Below are 24045 nucleotides of genomic sequence, written 5' to 3'. Positions count from 1 at the left end.
AGCCGAGATGCCTAAGCCCCTACCGTAGCAACCACTTCCGCCAGATCTGGAACAGCGAAAGCGGGTGTGACGTGCGCCCGAAGCGCGTCGACCACCGGTGCTGAGCGCACGTGGTGTCCGCCCCGAACGTCAGACTGTCGACCCGCGACGAGGCGCCGGGCGCGCCTTTGCCCAGGTCCAGGCCGTACGCGAGCACGGTGGCGTCCGGGTAGGCAGCGATGATCGTCGACCAGGCGGTCGGGAAGGTCTGCGTTGCCCCGTTCGCCACGTTGGTGAGCGCCCGGGTGCTCCACCACTTGGCCTGCCCCTTACGCAGCGCATCCCAGTTCTGCCACTTACCGGGCGTGATCGTCTGCCCGTCCTGGTACGGCTCGTACACCAGCGTGGTGAAGTCGCCGGCCTGCAGCGTGCCGCCGTTGATGTCGATCGGGATCTGGTACGACCACACGGCGACACCGCTCTGCGCGAGCTGCACGGTGCGGTACGTCAGCTTGCCGATCCGGTTGAGCTTGACGGTCCTGCTCGGCTCCTCGAGGTACAGAGCCTTCGCGCTGTTGTCCGGAAGTGTCGCGTCGACGCCTTCCCGCTGCAGCGTGAGCACAGCCGTCGAGTTGGGGTTCGTCGGGCTGGGTGCCTCACCGTTGGAGGTGGTGAGAATCCCTTCGGTATTGCCGTGCCGAACCGTGCTGCAGGGCGCCAGCCGAACCAGCTTCCCACTCGCCTGCCCCGCCGCGTAGGCCCCGGTGCCAACGACGAGCATGAGCCCGACGGCGGCGACGGTGGCCGCGGTGAACGCTTGACGAAGCCTCATACGCCAATCCCTCCATGTCCGTTCCAAAGACCGGTACATAAGGGACAAACGACATAGGTCCGTCAGGCGACGGACGACGGCCACCAGACGAACCCCAAACCGCTCGGACGGGTGACTGCGGAGCGCTACCCGGTCTCGTCCATGGCCGCGCGCTTGCGGTACTCCGCGAGCGCCGCATCCAGCCCTTCCGCGTACTCGTACAAGCCGAGCCCGTTGAAACCGTGCCCCGCCTTCTCCAGCAGGTCGATCAGCTTCAGCAGCTCGTCCTTACGCCCCTGCGTCATCGCCGTGAAGGCCGTGGCGAACGCCTCGTGCCCGACCAGCGCGGCCGCGTGGCGATTGCGTGAGTCGGTCTCCAGCGCCGCCATGGCCCTGGACCATGCCTGTGTTCGCTCGCGGGTCAGCTCGGCTCGGCGCATTGCCAGTTCGTGCTCCGTCTGCATCTCGATTCGTTGGCGCCAGTAGGGCTGCATCGCTTCCCGGACACGCCGATCCGGCAGCACGAAGACCTCCGGCTGACAGGTGATCCGCTCGTGCTTCGGGCCCAGAGCCCAGTTTCGGGCCGCCAGGAGCCTGTTGATCTCGTGTTCGAGGTCCTGCGATCGATGGGGCTCGAAGGCCCTGGCGAGCCGCTCGGCTCGATCGCGCAGCGCCTGCAACGCGTCGGGCGTGTACGCATCGACGAGCTCCTCGAAGCGGGTCCGGACCATGTCCTCGGCCCGCCAGGTGAAGGTGGGGCGGACGTAGAAGTCGAACGCCTCGCCCTTCGCCGCCAGGGCGATCGGCGCATCCGTCCGTACCTCGGTCAGCTCGAACTCGAGTTCCGGTTGCTGGACCGCGGGAGGCCGCAGCAGCGTGGCGAAGAATTCGCGGAACCCCTGCCCTCGCGATCGTGTCGCCATTGGATCGGCCGTGTAGAAGTCGGTGGTCATCGCGACGCTCCTTGCAACATCTCGGCGACGGTGTCGAGGATCGGGGAGTCAGGCATGCTGCGCCGCCAGAAGCACCGCAGGTAGAAGTCGGCGCGGCGATTGATCGGACCCTCGCGGAAGATCGGGCCGAACACCAGGCGGAACACGTCTCGCAGCTGGGCATCGTCGGCCGACAGCCGGATCCAACGCTCCACGGCGGGCCACGCTTGGCGGGCGGTCTTCGGGTGCAGCAGCGCATTGGGCCAGAGGCGGGCGTGGTCGGCGGCGGCCACGTCGCCGTTCACCGTCTGGTGCAGCAGCATTGGCCACGCTCGTGTCGACGAGGCTCCGACGGCATCGGAGTCCGCGGCGGCCAGGCGTATCAGGCAGCGGCTGGCCATGTTCCGAAGATTGGGAATCTCGGAATCCGCCCAGTCGACGAGCCGTTTCACGACCTCAGCCGGGTGCGTGTCATAGATTCCGCGGATGCCGACGGGTATCGCATTGCTTCCGTTCTGCATCGCGTCATGCGCCGCCACCTCCAGCACCGCCAGCGCCTCGAGTGCGTAGCCGCGCCTGAAGGTGTTGGTGGCGTACGTCCGAACAGCCGTATCTCGCCGGTATCCGGGATGCTGCACCCATCCCGCGACGCATTCGAGCACCCGGGACGTCAGAGCCGGATTGCGTACTGCCAACTCGCAGGCGAGCGCGGCCGCTTGACGGCGGGACGGCTGTGGGCTCACCGCCCACTTGTCCAAGAGGTCGTGATGGACCTGCTTGAAATCGTATTCGCAGAGCAGTCCAGCCGCCGCCGCAACCGGACGGACATCGCCGGTCTCGGTCAGGTCGTCGAGCCATCGCAGCAACGGCTGGCGAGCCGTGTCGTACTCGTGCCAGGCAACGTCGAGCAGCCCACGCACCAACCGCGGCTGCCGGAGCCGCGCGATCCGGGCGGCGCCGACCACGCCGTCGGGCTGCGCATCCGAGCGGATCTCGTCGAGCAGGTCATCGAGGTTGTGCTCGAGCACTGTGCGGTCGCTCGCGGCTCGACCGGCCGCGTCATCAAGCCGCCGCATCAATGCACTCGTCGCGGCAAAGACTCGTGTCAACGGGTAGCCGTCGAACACGGCGAAAGCCAGGCGGGCGGCGCGCCTGTGCTGTGCGGCTCGCCGGAGCCGGTGCCGGTCTCGGCTCGCTTCGTCTGGTGGCTGAGCCGTTTTGAACAGTTCGATTGCCCTGTTTCGCACCGAAGCGCTGTCGGCCAGCAGGTCCGCCGCGTTGCCGGGGTCCGGCCGGCGCTCCGCGAAGTCTGCCGCAAAGCGGACTGCGTCGGTCATCGTGGTCACCGACAGAAGACGCAGATACTCAGCGCGACAGTACTCGACATATCGGCGCACACATTCGCCGTCGCACGGCAGGCAGGCATCGATGCAGTGGCCGCGGTCGCGGAGGCGCCGCTCCAGCCACGCCAGGAAGACGGCACCGGGTTCGGGGCTCTCATGCTCGACGCGATAGTCGACGAGTCCGTGCCCGGTGTCGGCACTCACGAACACGATCGATGCTCGGGCGGCCTGGGCAAGCGCCGACAGCTGGGCCAGTTCCGAGAAGTCCGGCTTGACGGCCGGGGCGAGCTCCACGATGTGTCCGTATCCGGATCGCAGTAGCTCTGGGTCCGAGTAGTACGTATGGAGAGGATCGTCGCCGACGAGGTACACCTGGGTGATCTGGTTCGCGGGGTGGCGGCGAGCCAGCCCAACGAGCGCGGCGGTGAATCGCCCGCTGCCCGGTGGGCCGCTGAGGTAGGCGACCGACCGATGGTTGAGCCGCCCGACCAGACGGTCCGGTGTCGCGGTCTCGGCATAGGTGTGCATGCGCTCGAGCACCAGTCCGCCGTCCAGGGGTCGGTTCACCGACCGCCGCTTCTCCCGATCACGGCCGACATTCAGGATCGCGCCGATCGACGTCGAGTTCGGGCCGAAGGCCGATGGTCCGAGGAACTCCGAGTCGGAGATGCCGTAGGACCGGATTGTCTGCGGCGAGAGAGAACGCGCGTCGTCGGCGGTGCCGTCGTCCTGCTCCGGCGCTTCCGCCTTCGGCCCCGGCTCCTTGATGGCGGTCACCGGCCGGACCTTCCATCCCACGATCCGTTGACCGTACCGATTGCCGTGCCACCGGAGCCGAACACCGCCGGGCCGTGCGTTGTCACACCGCTGATCTGGTACGAGGCAGCGTCCGAGCTCGGTTGCTCAACCGGTGGAGCCGACGGAGCCGCGGCCGGCCGCGGCCACTGCACTGCGCCCGCGTCCTCGCCCGGCACATAGATCCAGGCGTCAGCCGTCAGCTGCTTCACCGCCACGTGAACCTGAGCGAAACGCTCGGGGCTCAGCCCGCGATACCCGTGCCGGACGACGTCCTGGAAGATGCTGCGCGACACGATGAGCGCAACGGACGCGCGGGGAAATACCGTCAGGGCGTGCCGGAGCGGTTCGGCATCGAGCAGCCGGCAGACCTCGACAATGGCCTCGCCCGGATACCCGTTTGCGCCGGTGAGATGGACCAGGCCCTGATGGATCGCGACCCGGAGCCGCACCTTGGCCTCGGGCAGGAGGCTGCGATTGTGCTCGCACAGGATCCGATCCAGCGCCGGAACGAAGTCCGCCACGACTGTCAGTTCCGAGGTTTCGGCCGGCAGAATCGCCAGCTCGCCATCGCCTGACTGCTGGGTGGTCCAGCTGCGACGGTCGAGTCCTACACTCTCGACCGCCTCGTGCAGGGCGTCTCGGAACGACTGTTGCGCCTGATACTGCCGGACGTTGTCCCGAGGGCTGTAACGCTCGATGTCGAGGGCGACAACGATGCGACGTCGGGGATGAACTGGTTCGGGCATTGCCGCCTCCTTGGACCCGCGGGCCGCCACGCGATGAGCGTCGGCGACCCGTCTTGTATATCGATGAATGTCGGTGGAGATTCCGTCGAAATACGGCATGGCCGAAGGCGGTCAACCGATCTTCCGAGGCAATCGCTCCGATCGGTGCCGGCTGCAATGGCTTTCATGAGCGAAACACCGGAGTGCCTGGATCCTCTGGAAGATCTACGGCTCGCCCTGGCGGTAGGGGCGTCGACGCAGGCGTCCATCCAACACGCCGACACCAAAGCGGCGCTGCTGCTCACGAGCCTGGCCGGCATCGTTGCCATGATCGCCGATCAGCCCGGTGCCACCTCCTCCGCACCCGGGTCCGGCGTCGCGGCGACCGTCAGCTTGGTCGCTCTCGGGTCGACGATCGCCACCAGTGCGGCTGTCGCGATCTGGCATCTTGGCCGCTGTCTCGCGCCACGCCTGGGCGAGCCGGGAGGTGTGCCCGGCAACCGCTTCGCGCTGCCGGATCTCGGGACCTTCCGCCGACCCGCCGCAGTCACGTCGGTTGAGCAGCAGCGCGACGAGGCCTGGGCGGCCGCGGCGACCCTGGCGGATATCGCGATGCAGAAGTTCCGGGCAATCCAAGCGTGTTTGCCCTGGATGGCCGTCACCGTGGCGAGCTCGATCACCTGGCTCGGCCTCGGGCTCGTCTTGGCCGCGCGGTAAGCGCTACAGCGAGCCACCACTATATGGCAGAGTGTGTATCCCTAAGAGGCGAAGGGTAATTGGCGATGGGCCTCGCGAACACCGACGCGGTCAAGTGGCCGCCCGGGACCTATTTGCACCGACTCACCATTCAGGCGTGCGACGACCTCCAGGCGATCGCCCCGCGCCGCCGCGCCGAGCCGGGCGACATCCTGATACATCAGGGCGCGCTCGACCGGTACGTCGTGCTGTTGCAGGGCGGGGTCTTCAAGGTCACCGCCCTGACGAGCGATGGATCGGAGTCACTTCTGGCGATCCGGGTCGGTGGGGATCTTGTCGGGGAGATGTCCGCCCTCAACGATCTTCCACGCTCCGCGACCGTCGCGGCGTGCACTGAATCGGTGTACAGCGTGATCCATCGCCGGCAGCTGCAGACGTTTCTCGAGCGACAGCCCAGTGCGGCGCTCGCACTGGCCGGCATGGTCGCCGATCGCCTGCGCTGGGCGAACCAGTTCCGGGTGGAGTTCACCGCATACTCCGCAAAGGTCCGCGTCGCGCGCGTCCTGGTGAAGATGGCGCTCGCGTACGGGCGGTGGACGCCGACCGGCATCGAGATCGGATTCGAGCTGACCCAGCTGGAACTTGCGAGCTTGTGCGGCGCCGCTCAGGTGACGGTGCAGAAGGCGCTGAGGGACTTCCGGCGGGATGGACTTATCGTCACCGGCTATCGCTCGGTGACGGTGGCCGACCTCGCCGCGCTGCGGGACGCGGCCGAACTACGCGGTGACATGTGAGCGGGTGGACGACCGATGATCGCCCACCCGCGAAGACTGCTCAGAGACCGGCCGGGAGCGGCACGCGACGTACCGTGAACGGCAGGTGCGGAGCCTCGCCGGCCTGGAGGCGCAGGACCTGGCCCTCGGCGACCCAGAGGTCGCGGCCGACCCGCACCACCGAGGTCGGCTGGTCGACGGCGTCGCTGATCAGGACCACCGCGCCGGTCCGTACGTCGACGTAGCTCACCCGCCCCGGGTTCTCCGTGATCAGCAGCCGGGTCGGGCTCAGCATGCGGATCCCGTCGGGGTTGACGAGCGGCCGCGGCGTCGCGATGAGCTCGGCCGGCTGGGCGCTGCCGTCCGGGGCGATGCGGACCCGGATCAGCTGACCGGAGCCGTAGTTCGTGGTGTACAGCGTGCCGAAGCCGTCGAAGGCGATCCCGTTGATCTGCAGCCCCGGGCCCGCGGTGAAGGCCGGGTCGGCCGACCAGACGCTGAGCGTGCCGCCGGCCGCGCTCACCGGGTTGGGCGTCGTGAGCTTGAGGATGCGGCCCGGCGCCTGCGGTGAGGCGGTCGGGTTGGTGGTGTCGGTGATGAAGAGGGCGCCGCGTACGTTTGTGATGTCGGCGCATACGCCGCCGTCGGGCAGTACGTAGTCGGCGACGGGCGTACCCGTCCGCAGCGAGAACGCCCGCAGCGACGTCGGCTGCTGGAAGCTCAGGTCGATGTTGCAGGTCCACAGCACCCGCCGCGCGTCGTCGACGAGCACGCCCGCGGTGCCGACGTTGACGCCGGCCGCGACGAACGGCTCCGCCACCGACGAACCGGCGCGGAAGCGGGTGATGGCGCCGGTCGTGATGCTGCCGACATACAGGTCGCCGTTGGCCGCGGCGGAGATGCTCTCCGGGTAGTAGTCGTCACCCGGAACGGTAAGCGTCGCGGGTCGCGATGCCGAAGCGGCCGGCGCCACCAGCGTCACCGCCAGCAACCCGACGCACAGCCCGGCCAGGGCCGCCCCCATGCGCTGCTTCAATTTGACGCTCCTCACACAGAGGGCGCACGGGGTCGCACAGCACAGCCTCGCCAGGACACCCCCGTGCGCCTGCGAAAGATGATCGTCAACACCTTAGACCGATATGCGTCGATTCAGCCACCCGGTCCGCATCAACCGCCCGATGGCCGCCAGCGCCCCCGCGACGTCGACCGGTCGCAGGACGCCCTTCGCCGTCACCGGCCGGCCGGCCCCGACCCACCCGGCCAGCAGCACGGCCCGCCTCATGATCGAAGAGCCGTCGGCGGCGTCGCGCAGTGCAGGGGGCACCGTGAAAGCATAGGGACATGAGCGACTGGGAGCAGCGGGTTGACGAGGCCTGGGCCGCCATCGGCGACTACGACGGTCGCGAGGCTGACTTCCGGGCCCGCATCGACGACCTGGCCGCCGAACTCCCGGCCGGCGACCCGAGAGTCGCCTTCGAGCGCGCCTGCGCGTGGGATTCGACAGGCCACTCCGATCGGGCCGTGCCGCTCTACCGCCAGGCTCTGGACCAGGGGTTGCCAGGCTACCGACGCCGCCGTGCCGTCATCCAGATGGCCAGCTCCCTGCGCAACATCGGCCGGCTCGACGAGGCAATCAAGCACCTCGAAGCCGAGCGGTCCGTCGACCCGGCGACGCTTGACGAGCCGACCCGTGGGCTGGGCGACGCCGTCAGCGCGGTGCTCGCCCTGTGCCTGACCGACGCCGGACGCGAACGCGAGGCGGTGTCGATCGCGGTCGCGGCGCTGGCCCCGCATCTACCGCGGTACCAGCGCTCCATGGCGAACTATGCCCGGAAGCTGACCGAGCAGCCGGGCTAAGCGCGAGGCTGCAGCAGCAGCAGGAACTCGGCGGTGCCGTGGTCGGCGAGCGACCCGAATGCGCCGTAGCCCTGCGGCGAAGCCAGGTCGAAGTCGGCGAACGCGACGGGCATCGATCCGGCCACATCGAGGCCGGCGCCGTCCCGGCGGACGGACAGGGTCACTGTCACCGGCCGGGTGATGCCGTGCAGGGTGAGCGATCCGGTCACGGGCAGTGCGGCGCCGGAGGACAGTGACGCATCGAGCGGCGCCGGCTGCGTGAGCGTCACCGTCGCGTCCGGGTAGTGCGCGGTGTCCAGGCTGATGTCGAACTGCGGCGCGCGCTTGCCGTTGCCCGACGTGAGCGCGAGCAGCCCGATCCGCAGCGTCGCGTCGGTGACCCGGCCGGCGGTGATGGTCGCGGCGCCGCCGATGTCGGCGGTACGGCCGACCACGTCGCTCGTCAGGCCGAGCACCGTCTGCTGGATCCGGAAGCCGGCCAGCGAGCCGGGCGCCGGCTGATACGCACCGTCAAGGGTGCCTGCCGGTGCCGCGGCGGTCGCCGGCAATGCGAGCGGCGACGGTACCGGCTGCAGCTTCACGGCCGCGACGACCGCCCCGGCCAGCAGCACGACGAGCGCCACGATCGCGGCGAGCGACAAGCGCAGCCAACGACGGCGGCGGCGAGCCGGTGCGGGAGCGTAGTCGACGCGGAACACCGGATACCGGGCGGCGACTGCCTCGAACTCGGCCAGGGGCGCCGTGCGGTGCACGGGGATGTGCGGCCGGGCACCGGGGACCTTCTGCAGGTACCGCCGGATGATCGCAGCTCGCTCGTCCACCGGCACCTCGACGAGGTGAGCCGGTCGGGCGCGGCCGTGGCGGAGCGTGGCGCGGCCGTCGGCGGCGCGCACGTTGCGGACCCAGTTGCAGTCGTCGCCGAGCATCGAGACGAGGTACCAGCCGCCCTGCCAGTCGGCCAGGCCGAGCGGGAAGCGGGTGGTCCGGCCCGAGCGGCGGCCCGGCACCTCGAGCGTCACCCAGCGCCGCGGGAACGCGCCGGTGCCGTGCACGGCGGCCCAGAAGCGGGCCCAGCGGCGGGCCGTCGTATTGCCCCGCCCTCCCGCGTACATGGCCCGCAGGTCTTCGTGGTTGTACGGCCACCGTGCCATCGCCCGCTCCTCTGCATCGTCGTCTGGTGATGAGGATGCGGCGGTTGAGACTTGGGATACAGAGTCCAAAGTCCCGATGTTAGATTGCTGGCATGCGCAACGAGCCCGGTCTCGGCCGCCGCCAGCGCCGGCTGTCCGACGAGGAGACGCGGGACCGGATGCTGCGCGCCGCGATCGACATGATCAACCAGCAGGGGCTGACGGTGAGCCTCGACCACATCCGGTTCGAGGACGTCATCCGGGACGCGGACGTGGCCCGCAGCACCGCCTACCGGCACTGGCCCTACCGCGACCTGTTCTTCAGCGACCTCATCAAGGAGCTGGCCCGAACCGCCACGCCCGGGATCGTCGCCGACGAGGTCGCCCTGATCCGGGAGATCATCGACGAGCACGAGGACTGGCTGCACAGTCCGCAGCAGCGGCCCGCCCTGATCCTGGAGCTGGTGCGCCGGCTCGCGCTGTTCGACTTCCGCAGCGTGCTGGCCTCACCGGCGTGGCGCACGTACCTCGCGCTGCACGCGACGTTCTCGGGCCTGGCCGACGGGGACCTGCGCGACCAGGTCCAGACGGCGCTCAACCAGGCCGAGAGCAGTCACAATGCGCTCATCGCGCGAGCCTGGCAGCAGATCGCCGCCGTGATCGGCTATCGGCTGCGCCCGGAGCTCGCCGCCGGCTTCGACACCCTCGCCACCCTGCTCAGCGCCTCCATGCGCGGCCTGGTCCTGGCCGCGCTGTCGACGCCGGACGTGGCCACCCGGGAGATCATCGCCTGCCCGCCGGGCGCCGCCGGCCCCGAGCCGTGGTCACTGCCGGCCCTGGCGATGGCGAACACCGCCATGGCCCTCCTCGAACCGGACCCCGACGCCGATTCGGACGAGCGGCGAACGGCGGCGGTGCACGAGGCGCTCGATGCGTGGGCCGAGGCGCCACCGGCGGCGGGCGACAAGCGCTCGAACCGGCCCGGCCGCTGACGGAGATGGTGCTCGAGGTGGCACGTCGGTCCGTGAAGCACCGGCGGCACCCTCGAACTACAAGGCCGTGCGGAGGGCGGCCAGGTCCTCGGGCGCCTGCCGGCGGGCTTCGTCGAGGCGGCGGCACAGCTCGACGAGGGACTTGCGCTCCTGCTCAACCGTCTTGTCGGCCCGCTCCCGGGCGGCGCTGATGCTCACGTTGCGCCCGTTGGCCTCCATGCGGTCGGCGAAGATGCGGCGAACGCCGACGAATGCGAGTACCACCGCAGCAATGATCATGATGACGGCGAATCCGAGGGGCACCGCGAGCGCGCCGAGGAGCAGCAGGGCCGCGGCGCCGAACCAGGCGTACCGCTGCCACACCTTCGACGGCCCGAGGGGGTAGCGCGCCTCGATCGCCCTGTGCAGTGCGTCGAGGTCGGCGGGGGCCGCGCCGTTCGTGCGGACCCGGACCGTCTGCCCTTCCACGGCCACGGACTGCTCCTGCGGGTCGGGCACGTCGGTCTCGGCGCGCAGGGCCTCCCCGACCGCGAGCACACGGTCCCGCAGCACCCGCCGGGCCAGCACCCGCGGCCCCGGGGCCTCCCCGAACGCGTCGGCCACCAGCAGCGTCAGCGGCAGCTCGACCGGGTCGCTCCAGCGTGCGGCGGGCGCGATCTCCCGGTCGTCGATCACCGCGCGGAGCTCCTTGATCCGGTGCAGCGTCGCCGCTTCCTCGTCGCTGCCCTCGTCCACCAGCCCGGGCAGCAGCGCCTCCAACGCCGCGAGCGACTGGCTGTCGGCGGCCGGGCTCGCGGGTTCCCGCGCCCAGTCCCGCAGGGCGGCGAGCCGGGAAGCGGCAGTCAGCGCGACGACGGCCCGGCGGTCGGCCGACGACGTCAGGCGCGTCACCGGCTGAGCGTGGACACGCTCCGTGATCCACCTGTCGAGATCCGCCCGCCGCTCGTCGCCCAGGCCGGCGACAAGCGCCCGCAGCCGCGCGGTCACGACCTCGAGGGCCGCGTCGCCGAGGTGACCGTCCGCGGCCGCCACCCAGAGGGCGCGCTCGGCCACGGTGACCTGGGTGTCGGCGAGCAGTTCGGAGAACGCCGCGCTCACCCACCGTACGTCCACGTCGGCACCCGACATGACCAGGAGCAGCGCCGTGCGCCGGTGGTCCCGCTCCGCCGCGCGCGCCAGCTCGGCGGCCGGATCGTCACCCCGCGTGATGGCGGCGACAGCCGCGGCGGCCGGTGCCAGCCAGTATCCGTCGACGTCCTCGAGCGTGGCCGGAAGGGCGGGAGCGGCACCGGCCCGAAACGCCAGAACCTGCCGCATCCTGTACCGCACCCGCGCCGCCTCGTCGAACCCCGCCAGCTCGGCGCGCCTGTCGCTCAGCTCGACGAACGCGTCGAAGGACCTGATCAGCCGGCTGAGGCGCTGCTCCAGCGACCCTTGCAGCCGGGAGAGCTGCGAGCGCAGCGCCCGGCTCTCGGCGCGCTGCCCGTCGAGGGAGGACTCGATCTCCCGGATCGCCCGCTGCTGCCTGTAGTCCTGCCAGCTGTCACTGACGAGCCAGTCCTGAAACGCGCTGTCCGACACCGGGGAAGCCTCCTGCCGTGTGATCTCCCCCGGCACGGTATCGACATAGCGCCACTCCCGCCTTCCAGCAGCACATTCCCGGGCGGGGCTCCCGAACTGCGCCAGCCGGGCGCCCGTGTCACCGGGTCAGCCAACGCCGCGCCGAGGGCCGGCTGACCGCGACGGCCGCACTGATGACGACGACCGCTATGGGCAGCCCGGGCAGCCGCCACAGCGTGACGAAGACACCGACGGCCGCGAACGCCAGCACGTAGACGGCTCCGCGGGCGCCCGGCGCGGATCGGCGCAGCCCGACCGCGGGCCAGCACGAGAGTCCGCCCGCCCCGGCGCAGACGAACGTCGCGACGAGCAGCCCGGGACTGGACCCGGTCCCCAGACTCGAGATGACACTGACGATCACCAGCAGCCCGCACAGCGCGGCCGCGGCGCCGGTCAACCCGTGAGCGTGCGCGACCACCGCCGCGTCCAGGTCCAGCCCGCCCACATCGGGCAGCCCGCCGCCGGCGACGACATCGAATCCGGACTCGGTACACCCGCCACGCTCACGTCGAACGTCCCCGCGCCGAGGTCGTGGACGACGACATGGTTCCCGACGGCGAGCCGCTGCTTGAGCACTCCGGTGAAGTACGCCACGGCCGCCGGCATTGCACCGGTCGGCCCGGGCCGTCAGTACTGCATGACGCAGTAGACGACCGTCGGGTGGGTGAACTGATACCACCGGTTCCACTTCAGGTCGCGCGTGCAGTTGTTCCCGTTGGCCGCCCCGGGCACGATGTCGATGACGTGCACCGTCCCCTTGGCCTTGCACGCGGATGCGGCGACGACCCAGCCGGGCCCGCTCGGGAACTTGTAGCAGAAGGTCCGCACCAGGTACAGCTCGAGGCAGAGCCGGTACCCGCTCTCGGTCAGGTACGGCGACTGCGAATCGGCACAGGTGTCCCGCGAGTGGTCGACGGAGAGCACCTTGTACGTCCCCTGGGTGCCGTTGCAGTTCCCCGGCCCCAGATACGTCCCGGCCTCGTCGACCACGATGCAGTCCCCGACCCGCGCCGGCGCCGGCGGAGGAGCGGCCTGCGTGGTGGGCACCGCCTTCGTGGTGGGCGCCGCGTACGTGTCGTCGCGCGTGGCCGCCGAGAGGGGCCCCTGATCCTCCGCGTACGACGCCGCCCGGTCGTGCCGGTAGGCGCCGAAGGCCAGCACGCCGGCCACACACACGCCGGCGACCAACACCAGCACTCCCGCGATGATGCCGATGATGAGCCCGGCGTTGCTCTTCGGCGGCGGCGGCAGTGGCGGGACCGGGGCGCCGTACATCGGCGGGACGGCGCCCGGGTAGGGCGGCTGACCTGGATAGTTCGGGAAGTTCGGCCGAGGGGGCAGCGTCACCCGGGGAGTGTGACATAGATGGTCACTGCGTGTGGGGCACCTCCGGCGGCGGCCCGGCGACCCCGGCGACCGGGGAAACCTCGCCGCCGGCCCGGCGCAGCCGCTCGTAACTGAGAATGACGACGGTGTAGAAGACCAGGTCGGCGAGCAGCTTCCCGAGCAGGGTCCCGCCGGCCGTGGCGCCGGTGAGCAGCGGCCCGGCCAGCATGGCCGCCGGGCGGATCAGGAACGAGTCGGCGACCTCGGCGAGGCCGAACTCGGCGAGTAGCTGCCGCGCCACCCGGACAGCTGTCCGCCCGGCGCCGTCGGGCCGGCCACCGGCGTCTCGATGACGACGTTGCCGGCGCCACAGACGCAAGGCCATCACGCCGTAGAAGCCGATGACCTCGGCGACGGTCGCCGCGACGGCGGCCGCAACGGCGGCGTGGCCGGCGGCGGCGAACGCGGTGGCCGTCGCGACGGCCGCCGCCGCCCCGACCACCTCCGACGGCAGGTAGCGCGCGGCCCAGCGGCCGAGCCGGATCATCAGGCGCCGGGCCGCCGCAGCGAGAGGGGACATGACGGGCCGGTTCCAGATCCTCGAGGGTGCGCCGCGAAAGCCGCAAAGGCGGCGAATCACCCAACCGGTTCCCGGCCGTCCCGGTTACTGGTCCATCGCCGCCTCGACCGGGGCGACCTGGGGGCCGACCCGGACGGCGTACGCGGCGACCCCGGCCAGCAGCAGCACCACGGCGGTGAGCGCGGCGACGCGGCTGCTCGGGTCCTGCACCATCCACAGCGCGGCCTGCCGCCACCGCGGTCCGCCCGGCGCCGGCAGGAATGCGGCGAAGGCCGCCCACGCCACCGGGGCCGGCCAGGCGGCGCGGGCGCCGGCCACAGCGGCGCCGAGGCCGATCAGCCCGGTCAGGCCGGCCGCGTTGCGCAGGACCACCCATGCAGGGCCGAAGTCGGCGCCGAACGGGCGGGCGGCGAGCAGCAGGGCGGCGACCACGAGGCCGCAGGCGAGCAGATGCGCACCGCGCCGCGGCGGCCACGGCAGGGCGGCGGTGCGGTCGAGCGCCGGGTCCGGGCCGGCGAGCGTCGAGCCGAACGGCGCCGCCGCCATCGCGGCGGTGAGCACCGCGAGGCCCGCGGGCACGTCGGCCCGGCTCATCAGGCCGGACCAGGCGGCCGTCACCAGCGCCACGCCGCCCGCCGAGCCCGCGACGGCGAACGCGACCCGGCGCGAACGCAGGTACAGCCACGGCCCGCGGGTCACGCCGCGGCCTGGCCGGTGAGGTACGGCATGAGGTCCTGCTCGCAGCGCGCGGACGCGTCCCGCAGCGCTGTCACCCGGCGCAGCTGCTCGGCCGCCGGCAGCGCTCGCAGCGCCTGCACCCCGGCCCGGATGTCGTTCTGATACCTGTCCATGTAGTCGAAGCCGAGCCACGAGTCCCACAGCCGGACCGTGTCGGTGTCCAGGAGCCACGCGGCGGCGATGGCCTGCGCGACGTCGTCGCCGGCGTGACCGCAGCCGGCCCAGCGGGTACCCCCACCCATGCTCATGCTTTCCGCCACGTCGGGATCACGGCCGGTGGCCGGATCGACCTCCAGCTGGAACTGCACGGTGCCGGGCGGCGGCTTGGGGCGGAACCACTGCTCGCTGTCGTTGTCGCCGATGCCGTCCAGCCGCAGCTCGACCGCGCGGGTCGGTGCGCCCGGGAGTTTGGCCAGAGCGTGCAGGGCGCGGCGGGCGTCGGCGGTGACGCCGGGCAGCAGATGGGCGTGCACCGCTGTGACGCAGATCTGGGGGGTACCGTCGGCGCAGACGTACCGGTACGCGCCGGAGTCCAGCTGCCAGATGCCGGCCGGGCCGGGCGTGGCGATCAGGACCAGGCCGGCCACGCCGCCGGCCAGGCTCGCGAACCCGCCGGCCCGCCAGAGCCACGACGCGCCCGCCGCCGGCAGGACGCCGGCCAGGAGCAGCCCGACGCCGAGGACGAGGTGGCTGAGCAGCAGGCGGGTGGACATCGTCTCCCACTCGGTGTCCGGCGGCCACGAGATCATCAACGAGAGGTTGCCGAGCCGGTCGTCTCCGTGCGCGATCTCCGAGGCGCCGACCTGCACGACGAGCACCACAGCGGCGAGCAGGGGCGGCAGCAGCGGCGCGGACCAGCGCCGGCCGACGGCCACGCCCGTCCAGGCCGCACCGACGAGCACCAGCGCGTCGATGAGCGCCGCGCCGACCCCGCGCAGCCCCAGGTACGTGCCGGCGACCACGACGGCCCCGGCGGCCAGGACGATGAGGTGGGCGGCCGCGACGGCGATGCCCAGAGCGCCCATCGCTGGCAGCGCGCGCTGCCAGCGGGGCCGGCCGGTGCTGCCCAGGAGGTCCTCGGCGCGGGTGCGGCGATCCCGGCGGCCGAGGACCGCGCCGCCGGCCAGCGCGAGCGGCACCAGGATGAACATGCCTGAGGTCTGCACGTAGCCGAAGCGAAGCCACTGCCCCTGCCAGAAGGTGTACATGCTGGCCGCGGACAGCGCACCGACCGCCACGAGCAGCGTGGCCACGACCGGGGCGTTCGAGCGACGCAGTTCGGTGCGCAGCGGCCGGATCATGCCGCACCCCGGTGCCGGTGCAGCAGCACTGAGTAGCCACGCTCGGCGGCGCTGTCACCGACGCCGCCCGTCTCGCCGTGGCGGACCAGGTCGGCGGGGACCCCTTGGAACACCAGCCTTCCCTGATCCATCAGGATGACGTCGGAGCAGGCGGCGACCACGTCCTCCACGAGATGGGTGGAGACCAGCACGCAGCTGTCGGCGCCCAGTTCGCGCATGAGCTCGCGAAACTCCACCCGCTGCTCCGGGTCCAGCCCGACCGTCGGCTCGTCGAGCAGCAGCAGCTCCGGCTCGTTGACGATCGCCTGGGCGATCCCGGCCCGGCGCAGCATGCCCCCGGACAGCGACTTGAGCTTCGCGTCGGCGCGGTCGGTCAGCCGCACCCGGTCGATGGCCTGCTGCGCGGCCGCCGGCACCGCCGCGGGCGGCATCTCCCGCAGCCAGGCCATGTACTCCACGGCGTCGCGCACGGTGAAGCGCGGGTAAAAACCGAACTGCTGCGGCAGGTACCCCAGCCGGGCCCGGACGGGCCGCAGGGCCCGGCCCGCGGTGGCGTCGGCGCCGAGCAGCACCAGCCGGCCGCGGTGCGGGCGCACGACCGTGGCCAGGGCCCGCATCAGGGTGCTCTTGCCGGCGCCGTTGGGCCCGAGCAGCCCGTGCACGCCGGTGCCGAGGCGGATGTCGAGCCCGTCGACGGCGAGGTGCCGACCCGCTTTCACCGACAGCCCGGCCGCCTCGATGGGCCAGGCGTGGCGGGTCGGCGCCACCTCGTCGGCGCTCACTGCGCGTACCAATGTCGTCTCCTTCGGTTTCAGCGCCAGGTGGCGGGGCTTCGCAGGTGGTCGGCCCGCAGCACGGTCAGCAGGGCCAGCACGGCGGCGGCGGCCGCCCACGCGGGCATGGTCTGCGCTCGCATCAGCCCTTCGACAGGCGCCGCGGCAATGCCTGTGACAGCTCCGGCCGCGGCCAGCCAGCCACCGCCAAGCACGGCCGCCGCGAGGGGCACCCCGATCCGGCTGCCGAGCAGCAGCGTGGCGGCCGTGAACGTCAGACAGGGCAGCAGCCACAGCGCCGGGTTGCGCCCCAGCACCAGTCCGGCCACCGCCAGAGGAGGCAGGACAAACACAAGGACGGCGATGGTACGGCGCAGCAGCATCTCCAGCCCCGCCCGCGCCGTACCGGCGATCATCTCCCAGTCCGGGTTGGCCCGCCGCGACCAGGACACTCCCAGCCCGGCGAGCGGTGCGACCGGCGCCAGCAGCAGCACCGTCGACGGCCGGTCGGGGTAGCCCACGTCCAGCAGGACGGCGGCGAGGATGGCGGTGAACGTCATGGCCATCCAGCCGAACAGCGACCAGTCGGCCCACCGCAACTGCCACCATCGCCACCGCCGCGGCGGCACCGGCCGGGGCCCGCTGCGCGCCTGGGCGAGGATCGCGGTGCGGGTGTCGTCAAGCAGCCGCTGCAACGGCGCGCCCGCCAGCTCGGCCAGCCGCGCCCGGCACTGCGCGCACCCCTCCAGGTGCACCTCGAGCGCCCAGGTGGCGGCGTGGTCGGGCCCGAGGGTGCCGGCGGCGTATGCCGCGAGGGCCGGCGGTGCGACGTGCGCGGTCATGTCAGCGCCTCCCGTAGTGCGGTGCGAGCGCGCCGCGCCCGGCTCTTCACGGTGCCCTCCGGCAACCCCAGCAGGATCGAGGTCTCGCGCACGCTGAGCCCGTCCAGCACCATCGCGGCCAGCACCGCCCGCAGCTCCGGCGCCAGGCTGTCCAGCGCCGCGCCGAGCTCCAGCCCGATCGAGCCGGCGAGCGCCTCGTCCTCGGCGGCCGGCGTGCTGCGCTCCGGCAGTACCTCGGCGGGCACCTCGCGCAGCCGCGACCGCCGCCGCAGCGCATCGACGAGCCGGCGCGCCGCGATGGTCCAGATCCACCCGACGGCCGTCCCACCTGGCGCATCGGCCCCACCGGACTGCCGCAGCCCGGTGAACGACCCGGCCGCCCGCCACACCGTCAGGTAGGTGTCCTGCAGGACCTCGGCGACGATCCCGTCGTCACTGCACCGCCGCCGCAGCCGGACCGCCAACCAGGGCGAGGTGCGCCGATACAGCTCGTCGAACGCGTCCAGGTCAGCCCGCGCGACCCGCCGCAGCAGCCGCTCCTCGTCCAGGTCGCTTCCTCCCACGCCTAGATGGTCGACCGCGGGACACCTGGAGGATCGCGAATCGGCGTGACCTGGGTCACATAGCACCCATGACGACCGGCCCCAAACCCTCGACGATCTTGCGGTGCTCAGACAAAAGTAAACACTCTTTACAGTTAATCAGGCGTGCGATAGAAAGACGCCCTAGGACCGGGTATCCACCTCGGTCGACTTCCCCTCCCAGGAGCGTCCCCAATGGACAGATCGAGATCGGCGCGCGTGCGCCGGGTGCTTGTCGGGGCAGCCGCTCTCGCGCTCTGCACCGTCTCCTTGATTCCGTTCAGCCCCGGCACCGCGGCCGCCGCGGGCACCGGTGCCATCTCCGGATACGGCGGCAAGTGCGTCGACGTCGCCGGCGCCAACACCGCGAACGGCACCCAGATCCAGCTGTGGACCTGCAACGGTACGAGCGCCCAGAACTGGACAGTGGGCACCGACGGCACGATCCGCGCCCTCGGCAAGTGCCTCGACGTCTCCGGGGGCTCCACCGCCGACGGAGCCAAGGTCCAGCTGTGGGACTGCAACAACACCGGCGCCCAGCAGTGGGCCGTCAGCAGCGCCAACGACATCGTCAACCCCCAGGCCAACAAGTGCCTCGACGCCTCCGGCTGGGGTACGGCCGACGGCACGCCGCTGCTGACCTGGTCCTGCCACGGCGGCGCCAACCAGAAGTGGACGGTGCCGGGCGGCGGCACGGGCTCGTGCAACTACCCGAACTGGGTCGCCGGACAGTCGTACACCACCGGCGCGGTCGTGCGGTACACCAACGGACAGCTGTACCAGGCCACCCACGACAACCCCGGCTACGACCCGACGATCAGCACCTGGTTCTGGTCGCCCTACTCCTGCGGCGGCCCCAGCACGAGCGGCTTCGTGGTCAGCGAGGCGCAGTTCAACCAGATGTTCCCGTCCCGCAACGGCTTCTACACCTACGCGGGCCTGACCGACGCCATGCAGAAGTACCCCGCGTTCGCGACCACCGGCAGCGACACGGTCAGAAAGCAGGAAGCCGCCGCGTTCTTGGCCAACGTCAGCCACGAGACCGGCGGCCTGGTCTACATCGACGAGATCAACACCGCGAACTGGCCACACTACTGCGACACCAGCCAGCCCTACGGCTGCCCGGCCGGGCAGTCCGCGTACCACGGCCGTGGCCCCATCCAGCTCAGCTGGAACTTCAACTACAAGGCCGCGGGCGACGCGCTGGGCGTCGACCTGCTCAACAACCCCGGCCTGGTCGGCACCAACGCCTCGATCTCCTGGCAGACCGGGCTGTGGTACTGGATGACCGGCACCGGCAACGCCGGCACCACCTCCCACAACGCCATGGTCAACGGCCAGGGCTTCGGCACCACCATCCGCGCCATCAACAGCATCGAGTGCAACGGCGGCAACCCCGCCCAGGTCCAGAGCCGGGTCAACCTCTACAACCAGTTCGCCGGCATCCTCGGCGTCCCCGCGGGCGGCAACCTCTCCTGCTGAACCACCGAACACCTGCCACAACGGGCCTGTCACGCCACCGGCGTGACAGGCCCGTTGCCTTCGCGATGAACCGGCCGCGCTTACCCGACCCAGCCGCCGGTGACCGTCTGCACCGCGGCGCCGTCCAGATCAGCCAGCTTCAGGCCGACGAACTGCCGGGCCGAGCCGGACGTCTGCAGCCGGAACGCGGGCTTGTCGGCAGTGAGCGCCTCGACGATCCGTTGCGCGGCCTCATCGGGGCTCTGCGCCGCGTTGGCGAACTGGCTGCGGGTACGCGCGAGATACGCGCCGAGCGCAGCCGCATACGGACCGGCCGCCGCGAGCGCCGCCTCCGGGTCGACACCGACATTGGCGACGAAGTCGCTCGCGACAGCCCCGGGCTCGACGACACTCACGCCGACACCGACCGTCGCGGCAACCGGAGCGAGCGCCTCCATGAACCCCTCCACCGCGAACTTCGCCGCGCAGTAGGCCTCGTTGAACGGCTGCCCGACAACCCCGCCGACACTCGTCACGGTGATCAGCCGCCCACCCGAGGCGCGCAGGTGCGGCATCGCCGCCCGGCTCACCTGCACCACACCGAAGAAGTTGACCTCCATCACCGAGCGAATCGCTTCGACCGGCTCGAGTTCGACAGTGCCCAGATGCCCCGCGCCGGCATTGTTGATCACAGCGTCGAGCCGGCCGTGGTCGGCGACGACCGCACCGAGACAGTCGGCGACCTGCTTCGCATCGGTGACGTCGAGCTGCCGCACCTCGACGCGATCGACGACTCCGGCCGCCTCCGCAGCCTCGACAAGCCGCGCGGCGCGGGCGGTGTCCCGCATCGTGGCCACGCTGCGCCACCCGGCCCGGGCCGCCGCGACCGCGACAGCCAGACCGATGCCGGACGACGTACCGGTAATGAGGACAACTGGCTGGCTGGACACGCGTCGCCTCCACGGAAGGTCTGGGTCTGCGGGCGCCGAAGCCTACCAGGGCCATTGCCGACGACTGCGCCGTTCGGGGTCGCACACGCACCGGTCCGTTTTAGTGCTGTCTTGTCCGGATTCCAGTCCAGCCGATCGGCTTGATTCCGACGCGGGAGGGCGGCATCCAGCCACGCCGGAGCACGCGTCGAGCACAGAAAGATCCACAAGGGACGATCCCTATTGCCGCTCGGAAAGGTTCGCGATCTGTCGGGCCGCGACAACCCGCCGAAGGCGGTGGCACCCCCCGGCAGCTAGAATTGGGCATTATGAGCACCTACTCGGGGCCGGCCCGACTCATCCTCGCCGACGGCACACGAGTGCCGGGTACAGCCTCGCTCAAAACCAACCAACACGGTCATCCCGCCGGCTGGGGTGGCACATTCCGGCCCGACGAAACCACCGACGCCGTTCAGGCCCCGAGCGATGGCCTGCAGATCGAGCTGCCGTACGAAGAGTTCGGCGACGTGGCAGTGACCGGCACGCGGCGTCTCCTCGCCACCCAGATCCTGATGTCGCTGGCCGGCCGCGGCCCGGCACCGTTCTAGCGCAGCCGGCTCGGACGGCGTACGCACTTCAGCGCGGAGCAGCGTGGCGGCCGTCCGCTTCAGAGCCAGCCGCGGCGGTGGGCGGCCCGGACCGCCTCGACCCGGGTACGGGCGTCGAGTTTGGTCATGACGGTGGACAGGTAGTTGCGGACCGTCCCGTGCGAGAGAAACAGCTCGGCCGCGATCGCCCGGGTGCTATACCCCTGGTCTACGAGACGCAGAATCTGCTGCTCCCGCTCGGAGAGCGCGTTGGGCCCGCTGCGCAGGGCGTCCGCGGCGAGCTGCGGGTCGATGACGATCGTCCCGGCCGCGACGGCCTTGATCGCGTCGATGAGCCGCGCCCCGGTCGTCGCCTTCACCAGGTAGCCGGACGCTCCGGCCGTCAGCGCCCGGTGCACATGCCCGCTGCCCGGGAGGGCCGTCAGCAGGATGACCTTGCAGTCGGGATACCCGGCGGTCACCAGCCGGGCCGCCTCGATCCCGGTGGCACCGGGCATGTCCACGTCGAGCAGGGCCACATCGGGGCGGTACCGCTCGACCGCCGGCAGCACGTGGTCACCGCGGCCGACCCGGGCCACGACCAGGAACGCGGGCTCGGTGCTGAGCAGGGCTTCCAACGCCTCGGCGACGAGTTCGAGATCCTCGGCGATGAGCAGTCTGAGCGGTTGTTCGCTCATGAGCCGACCGCCTCCCGCGGGGCCGGCTCTCCGTCGCGCGGAGCCGGCGGATGCGCCGCAATGTCCGGGACTCGTCCGGTGACGCGGAACTGGCCGCCGGGCATCGGTCCGGCGGTGAGCACACCGCCCAGGGCGGTCACCCGCGCCCGGATGCCGTCGAGCCCGGTACGGGCGCCATCGCCGGCCGACGGGACGACCCCGTCGTTGACGACCGTGACGACGACGTCCCCGGACTCGCGCCGCACGCCGATCCGGCACCAGGTGGGCCGCCCGTGCTTGAGGGTGTTGGTCACCGCCTCCCGCACGACCGCGGCCAGCGTCTGGCCGACCACGTCGTCGTCGACCGCGACGGTGTCGATCTCCGCCCGCACGCCGAGCAGGTCGAACAGCTCACGGGCGCTGGCGAGCTCGTCACCGAGGCTGATGAGCGACGGCCCGCTGGTCAGGGCCCGGAGCCGGGCCTGTCCGTCGATGACCAGCGACTGCAGAGCGATGAGCTGGACGCGGCAACGCTCGACGTCGGAGTCGAGCAGCCGCAGCGCGGCCTCGTTGCGCAGCGAGACCGCGACGAGCGTGCGGCCGAGCAGGTCGTGCAGCTCACGGGAGATCCGCAGGCGCTCCTCGTCCACTCGGGTCCGGGCCATCTCCTCCCGGGTCCGGCGCAGCTCGTGGAGCACCTCGCGCAGCCGGGTCATGGCGAAGAGGCCGAAGCCGCACACGATCACCGTCACGAAGAGGGCAATCATGGAGTCGACCGGGGTGCCGTCCCGCTTCACGAACAGCCCGACCACGTCGGCCGCACCGAGCAGCGACACGGCCAGCAGCCCGCGCCGGCCGGTGGCGACGAGCAGCACCGCCGCCAAGGGCAGCGACAGCATCGTCCAGGCACTGCCCAGTCCGAGCACCACCAGCGCGGCCACCGCCTGGATCCACACGAGCAGCCGGATCCGCGGACCCCGCCGCCCCCGGTCGAGCAGGACGGCGAACCGCAGGTAGCACCCGGCGATCACGAAACTCAACCCGTCGCAGACCGCCTCGACCGACGGGGCCAGGCCGGCCTGCCGGCGCTGCGCGACGGCCTGCCCGACGCTGAAGAGGAGCAGGAGCATGACCAGCAGCCACACACCCAGGACGGCCGCGACCTCACCGGGCGCCGCCGACCGGCTCCACCGAACCATCCGCCGCCCCTCCCAAGATCGCCGCCGCCGTCGCGGGCCACGATAACGCGTCCGGACATTTCGGTGACAGTTGTCATGCCAGAGCGCTGACCCGTGACCCTGATGCCACCCCGGCGCCGATTCCTACAGTGATCGACATATCGACCGATCGCCGCACCGCCGGCTCGGAGATACCATGAAAAGGAGCCGATATGTCCAACATCATCACGACGAAGAGCCCGGTGTTCTGGGTCATCGTCTGCGCCGGCTTGATCCTTCCCATGCTCGGCCTGCACGGCGTCGCCCTGGCGATCACGACGCTGCTGGTCGTCGCCTTCGTCGTCACAGGCTTCGTCCGCGCCCGGCGGCAGCAGCGCGCCAGCGTCGTCGAGCAACGCTGATCCGCCGCGGCCCCGACCCGGCGATCCGCCGAGGTCCGTCCTCGAGCGTCCGCCCTTCGTAGCCGACGCGCAGCACGTGTTCGAGCTGCGCGCGCTTCATGCGGACCTCGCCGCCCGGGGATGCGTGGTGTCGAACGCCGCCAGCACCTTCAGGCGCTCCCGCTCAGCCAGCAGCCCGGCGAACATCGTGTTCTGCCGGAACTCCGCCGCCAGCTCGGTCCGCGACGTGATCATGTCCACTACCGCATCCACTCCCCCGCCGAGCAGCCGCTCCCAGGCATCGAACCAGGCGTCAGCACTGCCGTCCGCGTGGGCTTCCCGACGGTGCGCGAGGTTTGCGGTACGCCAGCGCCATCCCGCGCACCGGGTCGGCAACGAGCGTGCCGGCCACGGCCCGATGCAGCTACAACGACTTCTCAACCTCACGACGAAACGGCAGCCGCAGCAGCCGCTCAACGTCGTCCCGCCGGATCCGCCGATGCGTACCAGCCCGCACGAACGCCAGCGTCCCATTGCTGCACAGGTCGACGACGTGCTGCCGCGAGCAGTGCAGCAACGCGGCAACTTCGGTGGTCGTCAGCAGGGTGGACGGCGTGGAACTCCGGCGAAGGCAAGCGTTGATCGACCTCCACCGTCCTGTTGGGAGTCTCGCCAATGAGTGCCCTGCGGTGCCCCAGCTGCGGCGACGCGGTGCAGGAAGGGGAAGTGTGCGCTCACGACCAGGACGCGGCCGGACGTGTCGCAGTTGTTTGTGATGCCCCCGGCAGGATTCAACCTGCACGAAGCTTCAACCGTGTGTACGCGTCACCGGCAGCGCATTCGCCGACAGATGATGAAGGAGAAAGTCCACGAGTAGCGCACTCAACGCACCTACAGCGGAGGGACAGATCAGTCCCTCTACTTCTCACCGCGCCGATCCGCAGAGCACAGAACGAGCACGTTGTATCCGCCGAACATGAACCGGGATCGGGCGACCATCGCCATACGGGCGCATCAGGGGCTTGATCCAGAGAGC

At 71.1% G+C, this 24045-nt stretch carries 29 protein-coding genes; 7 read left to right on the top strand and 22 right to left on the bottom strand.

The genetic code is table 11. The features are described from left to right. Positions 1 to 19 precede the first annotated feature (19 nt). The 4 genes from Dvina_RS02040 to Dvina_RS02025 all read right to left on the bottom strand — a co-directional run bounded on the left by Dvina_RS02040 (position 20) and on the right by Dvina_RS02025 (position 4609). Entirely contained in the window at positions 20 to 811 is a 792-nt protein-coding gene (locus Dvina_RS02040) for a hypothetical protein (RefSeq protein ID WP_223100670.1), read from the bottom strand. A 125-nt stretch (positions 812 to 936) separates the two neighbouring features. Next, a complete protein-coding gene (locus tag Dvina_RS02035; RefSeq protein WP_223100669.1) occupies positions 937 to 1743 on the bottom strand; it encodes a hypothetical protein in 807 nt (268 codons plus the stop codon). Beyond that, the gene (locus Dvina_RS02030) at positions 1740 to 3842 is read right to left on the bottom strand and encodes a hypothetical protein (RefSeq protein WP_223100668.1); all 2103 of its coding nucleotides are present in this window, start codon (positions 3840 to 3842) and stop codon (positions 1740 to 1742) included. Before Dvina_RS02030 ends, Dvina_RS02035 begins: the two co-directional genes overlap by 4 nt. Beyond that, on the bottom strand, positions 3839 to 4609 hold the full coding sequence (locus tag Dvina_RS02025; RefSeq protein WP_223100667.1) for a hypothetical protein: 771 nt from the start codon (positions 4607 to 4609) through the stop codon (positions 3839 to 3841). Before Dvina_RS02025 ends, Dvina_RS02030 begins: the two co-directional genes overlap by 4 nt. Positions 4610 to 4774: 165 nt before the next feature. Between Dvina_RS02025 and Dvina_RS02020 the strand changes: the two genes are divergently transcribed. Together Dvina_RS02020 and Dvina_RS02015 are read left to right on the top strand one after the other, a co-directional pair. Next, positions 4775 to 5305, top strand: a complete 531-nt coding sequence (locus Dvina_RS02020) for a Pycsar system effector family protein (protein ID WP_223100666.1) — start codon at positions 4775 to 4777, stop codon at positions 5303 to 5305. 65 nt (positions 5306 to 5370) lie between these two features. Then, positions 5371 to 6078, top strand: a complete 708-nt coding sequence (locus Dvina_RS02015) for a Crp/Fnr family transcriptional regulator (protein WP_223100665.1) — start codon at positions 5371 to 5373, stop codon at positions 6076 to 6078. Between the two features lie 40 nt (positions 6079 to 6118). Here Dvina_RS02015 and Dvina_RS02010 read toward each other — a convergent pair whose 3' ends face one another. Together Dvina_RS02010 and Dvina_RS02005 are read right to left on the bottom strand one after the other, a co-directional pair. Further along, positions 6119 to 7093, bottom strand: coding sequence for an SMP-30/gluconolactonase/LRE family protein (locus Dvina_RS02010; RefSeq protein WP_223100664.1), 975 nt, complete (start codon positions 7091 to 7093; stop codon positions 6119 to 6121). Between the two features lie 93 nt (positions 7094 to 7186). Beyond that, positions 7187 to 7381, bottom strand: coding sequence for a hypothetical protein (locus Dvina_RS02005; protein ID WP_223100663.1), 195 nt, complete (start codon positions 7379 to 7381; stop codon positions 7187 to 7189). A 17-nt stretch (positions 7382 to 7398) separates the two neighbouring features. On the opposite strand from Dvina_RS02005, the gene Dvina_RS02000 reads away from it, so the two are divergent. Beyond that, entirely contained in the window at positions 7399 to 7914 is a 516-nt protein-coding gene (locus tag Dvina_RS02000) for a tetratricopeptide repeat protein (RefSeq protein ID WP_223100662.1), read from the top strand. On the opposite strand, the gene Dvina_RS01995 is transcribed toward Dvina_RS02000, so the two are convergent. Then, a complete protein-coding gene (locus Dvina_RS01995) occupies positions 7911 to 9065 on the bottom strand; it encodes a YceI family protein (RefSeq protein ID WP_223100661.1) in 1155 nt (384 codons plus the stop codon). The two genes, Dvina_RS02000 and Dvina_RS01995, sit on opposite strands and share 4 nt — an antisense overlap. A 92-nt stretch (positions 9066 to 9157) precedes the next feature. On the opposite strand from Dvina_RS01995, the gene Dvina_RS01990 reads away from it, so the two are divergent. Further along, entirely contained in the window at positions 9158 to 10036 is an 879-nt protein-coding gene (locus tag Dvina_RS01990; RefSeq protein WP_223100660.1) for a TetR/AcrR family transcriptional regulator, read from the top strand. Positions 10037 to 10093: 57 nt separating this feature from the next. Here Dvina_RS01990 and Dvina_RS01985 read toward each other — a convergent pair whose 3' ends face one another. The 10 genes from Dvina_RS01985 to Dvina_RS01940 form a co-directional block, all read right to left on the bottom strand. Then, positions 10094 to 11617 (bottom strand): hypothetical protein, encoded by a 1524-nt coding sequence (locus tag Dvina_RS01985; protein WP_223100659.1) that lies wholly within the window; start codon positions 11615 to 11617, stop codon positions 10094 to 10096. Between the two features lie 118 nt (positions 11618 to 11735). Next, positions 11736 to 12053: a hypothetical protein gene (locus Dvina_RS01980; protein ID WP_223100658.1), complete on the bottom strand. Its 318-nt coding sequence runs from the start codon at positions 12051 to 12053 to the stop codon at positions 11736 to 11738. Further along, positions 12050 to 12250, bottom strand: a complete 201-nt coding sequence (locus Dvina_RS01975) for a hypothetical protein (RefSeq protein WP_223100657.1) — start codon at positions 12248 to 12250, stop codon at positions 12050 to 12052. The genes Dvina_RS01980 and Dvina_RS01975 overlap by 4 nt, the downstream gene beginning before the upstream one ends. Positions 12251 to 12283: 33 nt before the next feature. Next, positions 12284 to 13003, bottom strand: coding sequence for a hypothetical protein (locus tag Dvina_RS01970; RefSeq protein ID WP_223100656.1), 720 nt, complete (start codon positions 13001 to 13003; stop codon positions 12284 to 12286). 22 nt (positions 13004 to 13025) lie between these two features. After that, a complete protein-coding gene (locus tag Dvina_RS01965) occupies positions 13026 to 13562 on the bottom strand; it encodes a hypothetical protein (RefSeq protein ID WP_223100655.1) in 537 nt (178 codons plus the stop codon). Positions 13563 to 13646: 84 nt separating this feature from the next. Beyond that, on the bottom strand, positions 13647 to 14261 hold the full coding sequence (locus Dvina_RS01960; protein ID WP_223100654.1) for a hypothetical protein: 615 nt from the start codon (positions 14259 to 14261) through the stop codon (positions 13647 to 13649). After that, entirely contained in the window at positions 14258 to 15601 is a 1344-nt protein-coding gene (locus Dvina_RS01955; protein WP_223100653.1) for a hypothetical protein, read from the bottom strand. The genes Dvina_RS01960 and Dvina_RS01955 overlap by 4 nt, the downstream gene beginning before the upstream one ends. Next, positions 15598 to 16395: an ATP-binding cassette domain-containing protein gene (locus tag Dvina_RS01950; protein WP_223100652.1), complete on the bottom strand. Its 798-nt coding sequence runs from the start codon at positions 16393 to 16395 to the stop codon at positions 15598 to 15600. The genes Dvina_RS01955 and Dvina_RS01950 overlap by 4 nt, the downstream gene beginning before the upstream one ends. Before the next feature lie 17 nt (positions 16396 to 16412). Further along, on the bottom strand, positions 16413 to 17216 hold the full coding sequence (locus Dvina_RS01945) for a zf-HC2 domain-containing protein (protein ID WP_223100651.1): 804 nt from the start codon (positions 17214 to 17216) through the stop codon (positions 16413 to 16415). Next, a complete protein-coding gene (locus Dvina_RS01940; RefSeq protein WP_246655968.1) occupies positions 17213 to 17779 on the bottom strand; it encodes an RNA polymerase sigma factor in 567 nt (188 codons plus the stop codon). The genes Dvina_RS01945 and Dvina_RS01940 overlap by 4 nt, the downstream gene beginning before the upstream one ends. Before the next feature lie 213 nt (positions 17780 to 17992). On the opposite strand from Dvina_RS01940, the gene Dvina_RS01935 reads away from it, so the two are divergent. Continuing rightward, positions 17993 to 19279 carry a glycoside hydrolase family 19 protein gene (locus Dvina_RS01935; protein ID WP_223100650.1) on the top strand — a complete coding sequence of 429 codons (1287 nt, stop codon included), beginning with the start codon at positions 17993 to 17995 and terminating at the stop codon, positions 19277 to 19279. Positions 19280 to 19359: 80 nt separating this feature from the next. Here Dvina_RS01935 and Dvina_RS01930 read toward each other — a convergent pair whose 3' ends face one another. After that, entirely contained in the window at positions 19360 to 20208 is an 849-nt protein-coding gene (locus Dvina_RS01930; protein ID WP_223100649.1) for an SDR family NAD(P)-dependent oxidoreductase, read from the bottom strand. Positions 20209 to 20516: 308 nt separating this feature from the next. On the opposite strand from Dvina_RS01930, the gene Dvina_RS01925 reads away from it, so the two are divergent. Continuing rightward, positions 20517 to 20795, top strand: coding sequence for a hypothetical protein (locus Dvina_RS01925; protein ID WP_223100648.1), 279 nt, complete (start codon positions 20517 to 20519; stop codon positions 20793 to 20795). Positions 20796 to 20854: 59 nt separating this feature from the next. Here Dvina_RS01925 and Dvina_RS01920 read toward each other — a convergent pair whose 3' ends face one another. Both Dvina_RS01920 and Dvina_RS01915 read right to left on the bottom strand, forming a co-directional pair. Continuing rightward, the gene (locus tag Dvina_RS01920; protein ID WP_223100647.1) at positions 20855 to 21472 is read right to left on the bottom strand and encodes a response regulator; all 618 of its coding nucleotides are present in this window, start codon (positions 21470 to 21472) and stop codon (positions 20855 to 20857) included. Beyond that, entirely contained in the window at positions 21469 to 22650 is a 1182-nt protein-coding gene (locus Dvina_RS01915; protein ID WP_223100646.1) for a sensor histidine kinase, read from the bottom strand. The genes Dvina_RS01920 and Dvina_RS01915 overlap by 4 nt, the downstream gene beginning before the upstream one ends. Positions 22651 to 22841: 191 nt before the next feature. Here Dvina_RS01915 and Dvina_RS01910 point away from each other — a divergent pair, with 191 nt between their 5' ends. After that, complete coding sequence (locus Dvina_RS01910; protein ID WP_223100645.1) at positions 22842 to 23030, top strand: hypothetical protein; 189 nt, start codon at positions 22842 to 22844, stop codon at positions 23028 to 23030. Positions 23031 to 23126: 96 nt separating this feature from the next. On the opposite strand, the gene Dvina_RS01905 is transcribed toward Dvina_RS01910, so the two are convergent. Together Dvina_RS01905 and Dvina_RS55630 are read right to left on the bottom strand one after the other, a co-directional pair. Beyond that, positions 23127 to 23264, bottom strand: coding sequence for a hypothetical protein (locus Dvina_RS01905; protein WP_223100644.1), 138 nt, complete (start codon positions 23262 to 23264; stop codon positions 23127 to 23129). Between the two features lie 169 nt (positions 23265 to 23433). After that, on the bottom strand, positions 23434 to 23811 hold the full coding sequence (locus tag Dvina_RS55630; protein ID WP_380030062.1) for a helix-turn-helix domain-containing protein: 378 nt from the start codon (positions 23809 to 23811) through the stop codon (positions 23434 to 23436). Positions 23812 to 24045: the final 234 nt, after the last annotated feature.

The organism is Dactylosporangium vinaceum (assembly GCF_019904175.1).
Taxonomy (GTDB): domain Bacteria; phylum Actinomycetota; class Actinomycetes; order Mycobacteriales; family Micromonosporaceae; genus Dactylosporangium; species Dactylosporangium vinaceum.
Note: the sequence above shows the minus strand (reverse complement) of the source record. Positions and strands in the feature narration are given on the sequence as shown.

What these genes read in the sequence shown, in the direction of transcription:
- Dvina_RS01905 (WP_223100644.1), bottom strand. Translation starts at nt 23,264, where the DNA reads ATGATCACGTCGCGGACCGAGCTGGCGGCGGAGTTCCGGCAGAACACG.
- Dvina_RS02015 (WP_223100665.1), top strand. Translation starts at nt 5,371, where the DNA reads ATGGGCCTCGCGAACACCGACGCGGTCAAGTGGCCGCCCGGGACCTAT.
- Dvina_RS01935 (WP_223100650.1), top strand. Translation starts at nt 17,993, where the DNA reads ATGGACAGATCGAGATCGGCGCGCGTGCGCCGGGTGCTTGTCGGGGCA.
- Dvina_RS01965 (WP_223100655.1), bottom strand. Translation starts at nt 13,562, where the DNA reads ATGTCCCCTCTCGCTGCGGCGGCCCGGCGCCTGATGATCCGGCTCGGC.
- Dvina_RS01995 (WP_223100661.1), bottom strand. Translation starts at nt 9,065, where the DNA reads ATGGCACGGTGGCCGTACAACCACGAAGACCTGCGGGCCATGTACGCG.
- Dvina_RS02025 (WP_223100667.1), bottom strand. Translation starts at nt 4,609, where the DNA reads ATGCCCGAACCAGTTCATCCCCGACGTCGCATCGTTGTCGCCCTCGAC.
- Dvina_RS02000 (WP_223100662.1), top strand. Translation starts at nt 7,399, where the DNA reads ATGAGCGACTGGGAGCAGCGGGTTGACGAGGCCTGGGCCGCCATCGGC.
- Dvina_RS02035 (WP_223100669.1), bottom strand. Translation starts at nt 1,743, where the DNA reads ATGACCACCGACTTCTACACGGCCGATCCAATGGCGACACGATCGCGA.
- Dvina_RS01910 (WP_223100645.1), top strand. Translation starts at nt 22,842, where the DNA reads ATGTCCAACATCATCACGACGAAGAGCCCGGTGTTCTGGGTCATCGTC.
- Dvina_RS02020 (WP_223100666.1), top strand. Translation starts at nt 4,775, where the DNA reads ATGAGCGAAACACCGGAGTGCCTGGATCCTCTGGAAGATCTACGGCTC.
- Dvina_RS01925 (WP_223100648.1), top strand. Translation starts at nt 20,517, where the DNA reads ATGAGCACCTACTCGGGGCCGGCCCGACTCATCCTCGCCGACGGCACA.
- Dvina_RS01990 (WP_223100660.1), top strand. Translation starts at nt 9,158, where the DNA reads ATGCGCAACGAGCCCGGTCTCGGCCGCCGCCAGCGCCGGCTGTCCGAC.
- Dvina_RS01945 (WP_223100651.1), bottom strand. Translation starts at nt 17,216, where the DNA reads ATGACCGCGCACGTCGCACCGCCGGCCCTCGCGGCATACGCCGCCGGC.
- Dvina_RS01920 (WP_223100647.1), bottom strand. Translation starts at nt 21,472, where the DNA reads ATGAGCGAACAACCGCTCAGACTGCTCATCGCCGAGGATCTCGAACTC.
- Dvina_RS01955 (WP_223100653.1), bottom strand. Translation starts at nt 15,601, where the DNA reads ATGATCCGGCCGCTGCGCACCGAACTGCGTCGCTCGAACGCCCCGGTC.
- Dvina_RS01915 (WP_223100646.1), bottom strand. Translation starts at nt 22,650, where the DNA reads ATGGTTCGGTGGAGCCGGTCGGCGGCGCCCGGTGAGGTCGCGGCCGTC.
- Dvina_RS02040 (WP_223100670.1), bottom strand. Translation starts at nt 811, where the DNA reads ATGAGGCTTCGTCAAGCGTTCACCGCGGCCACCGTCGCCGCCGTCGGG.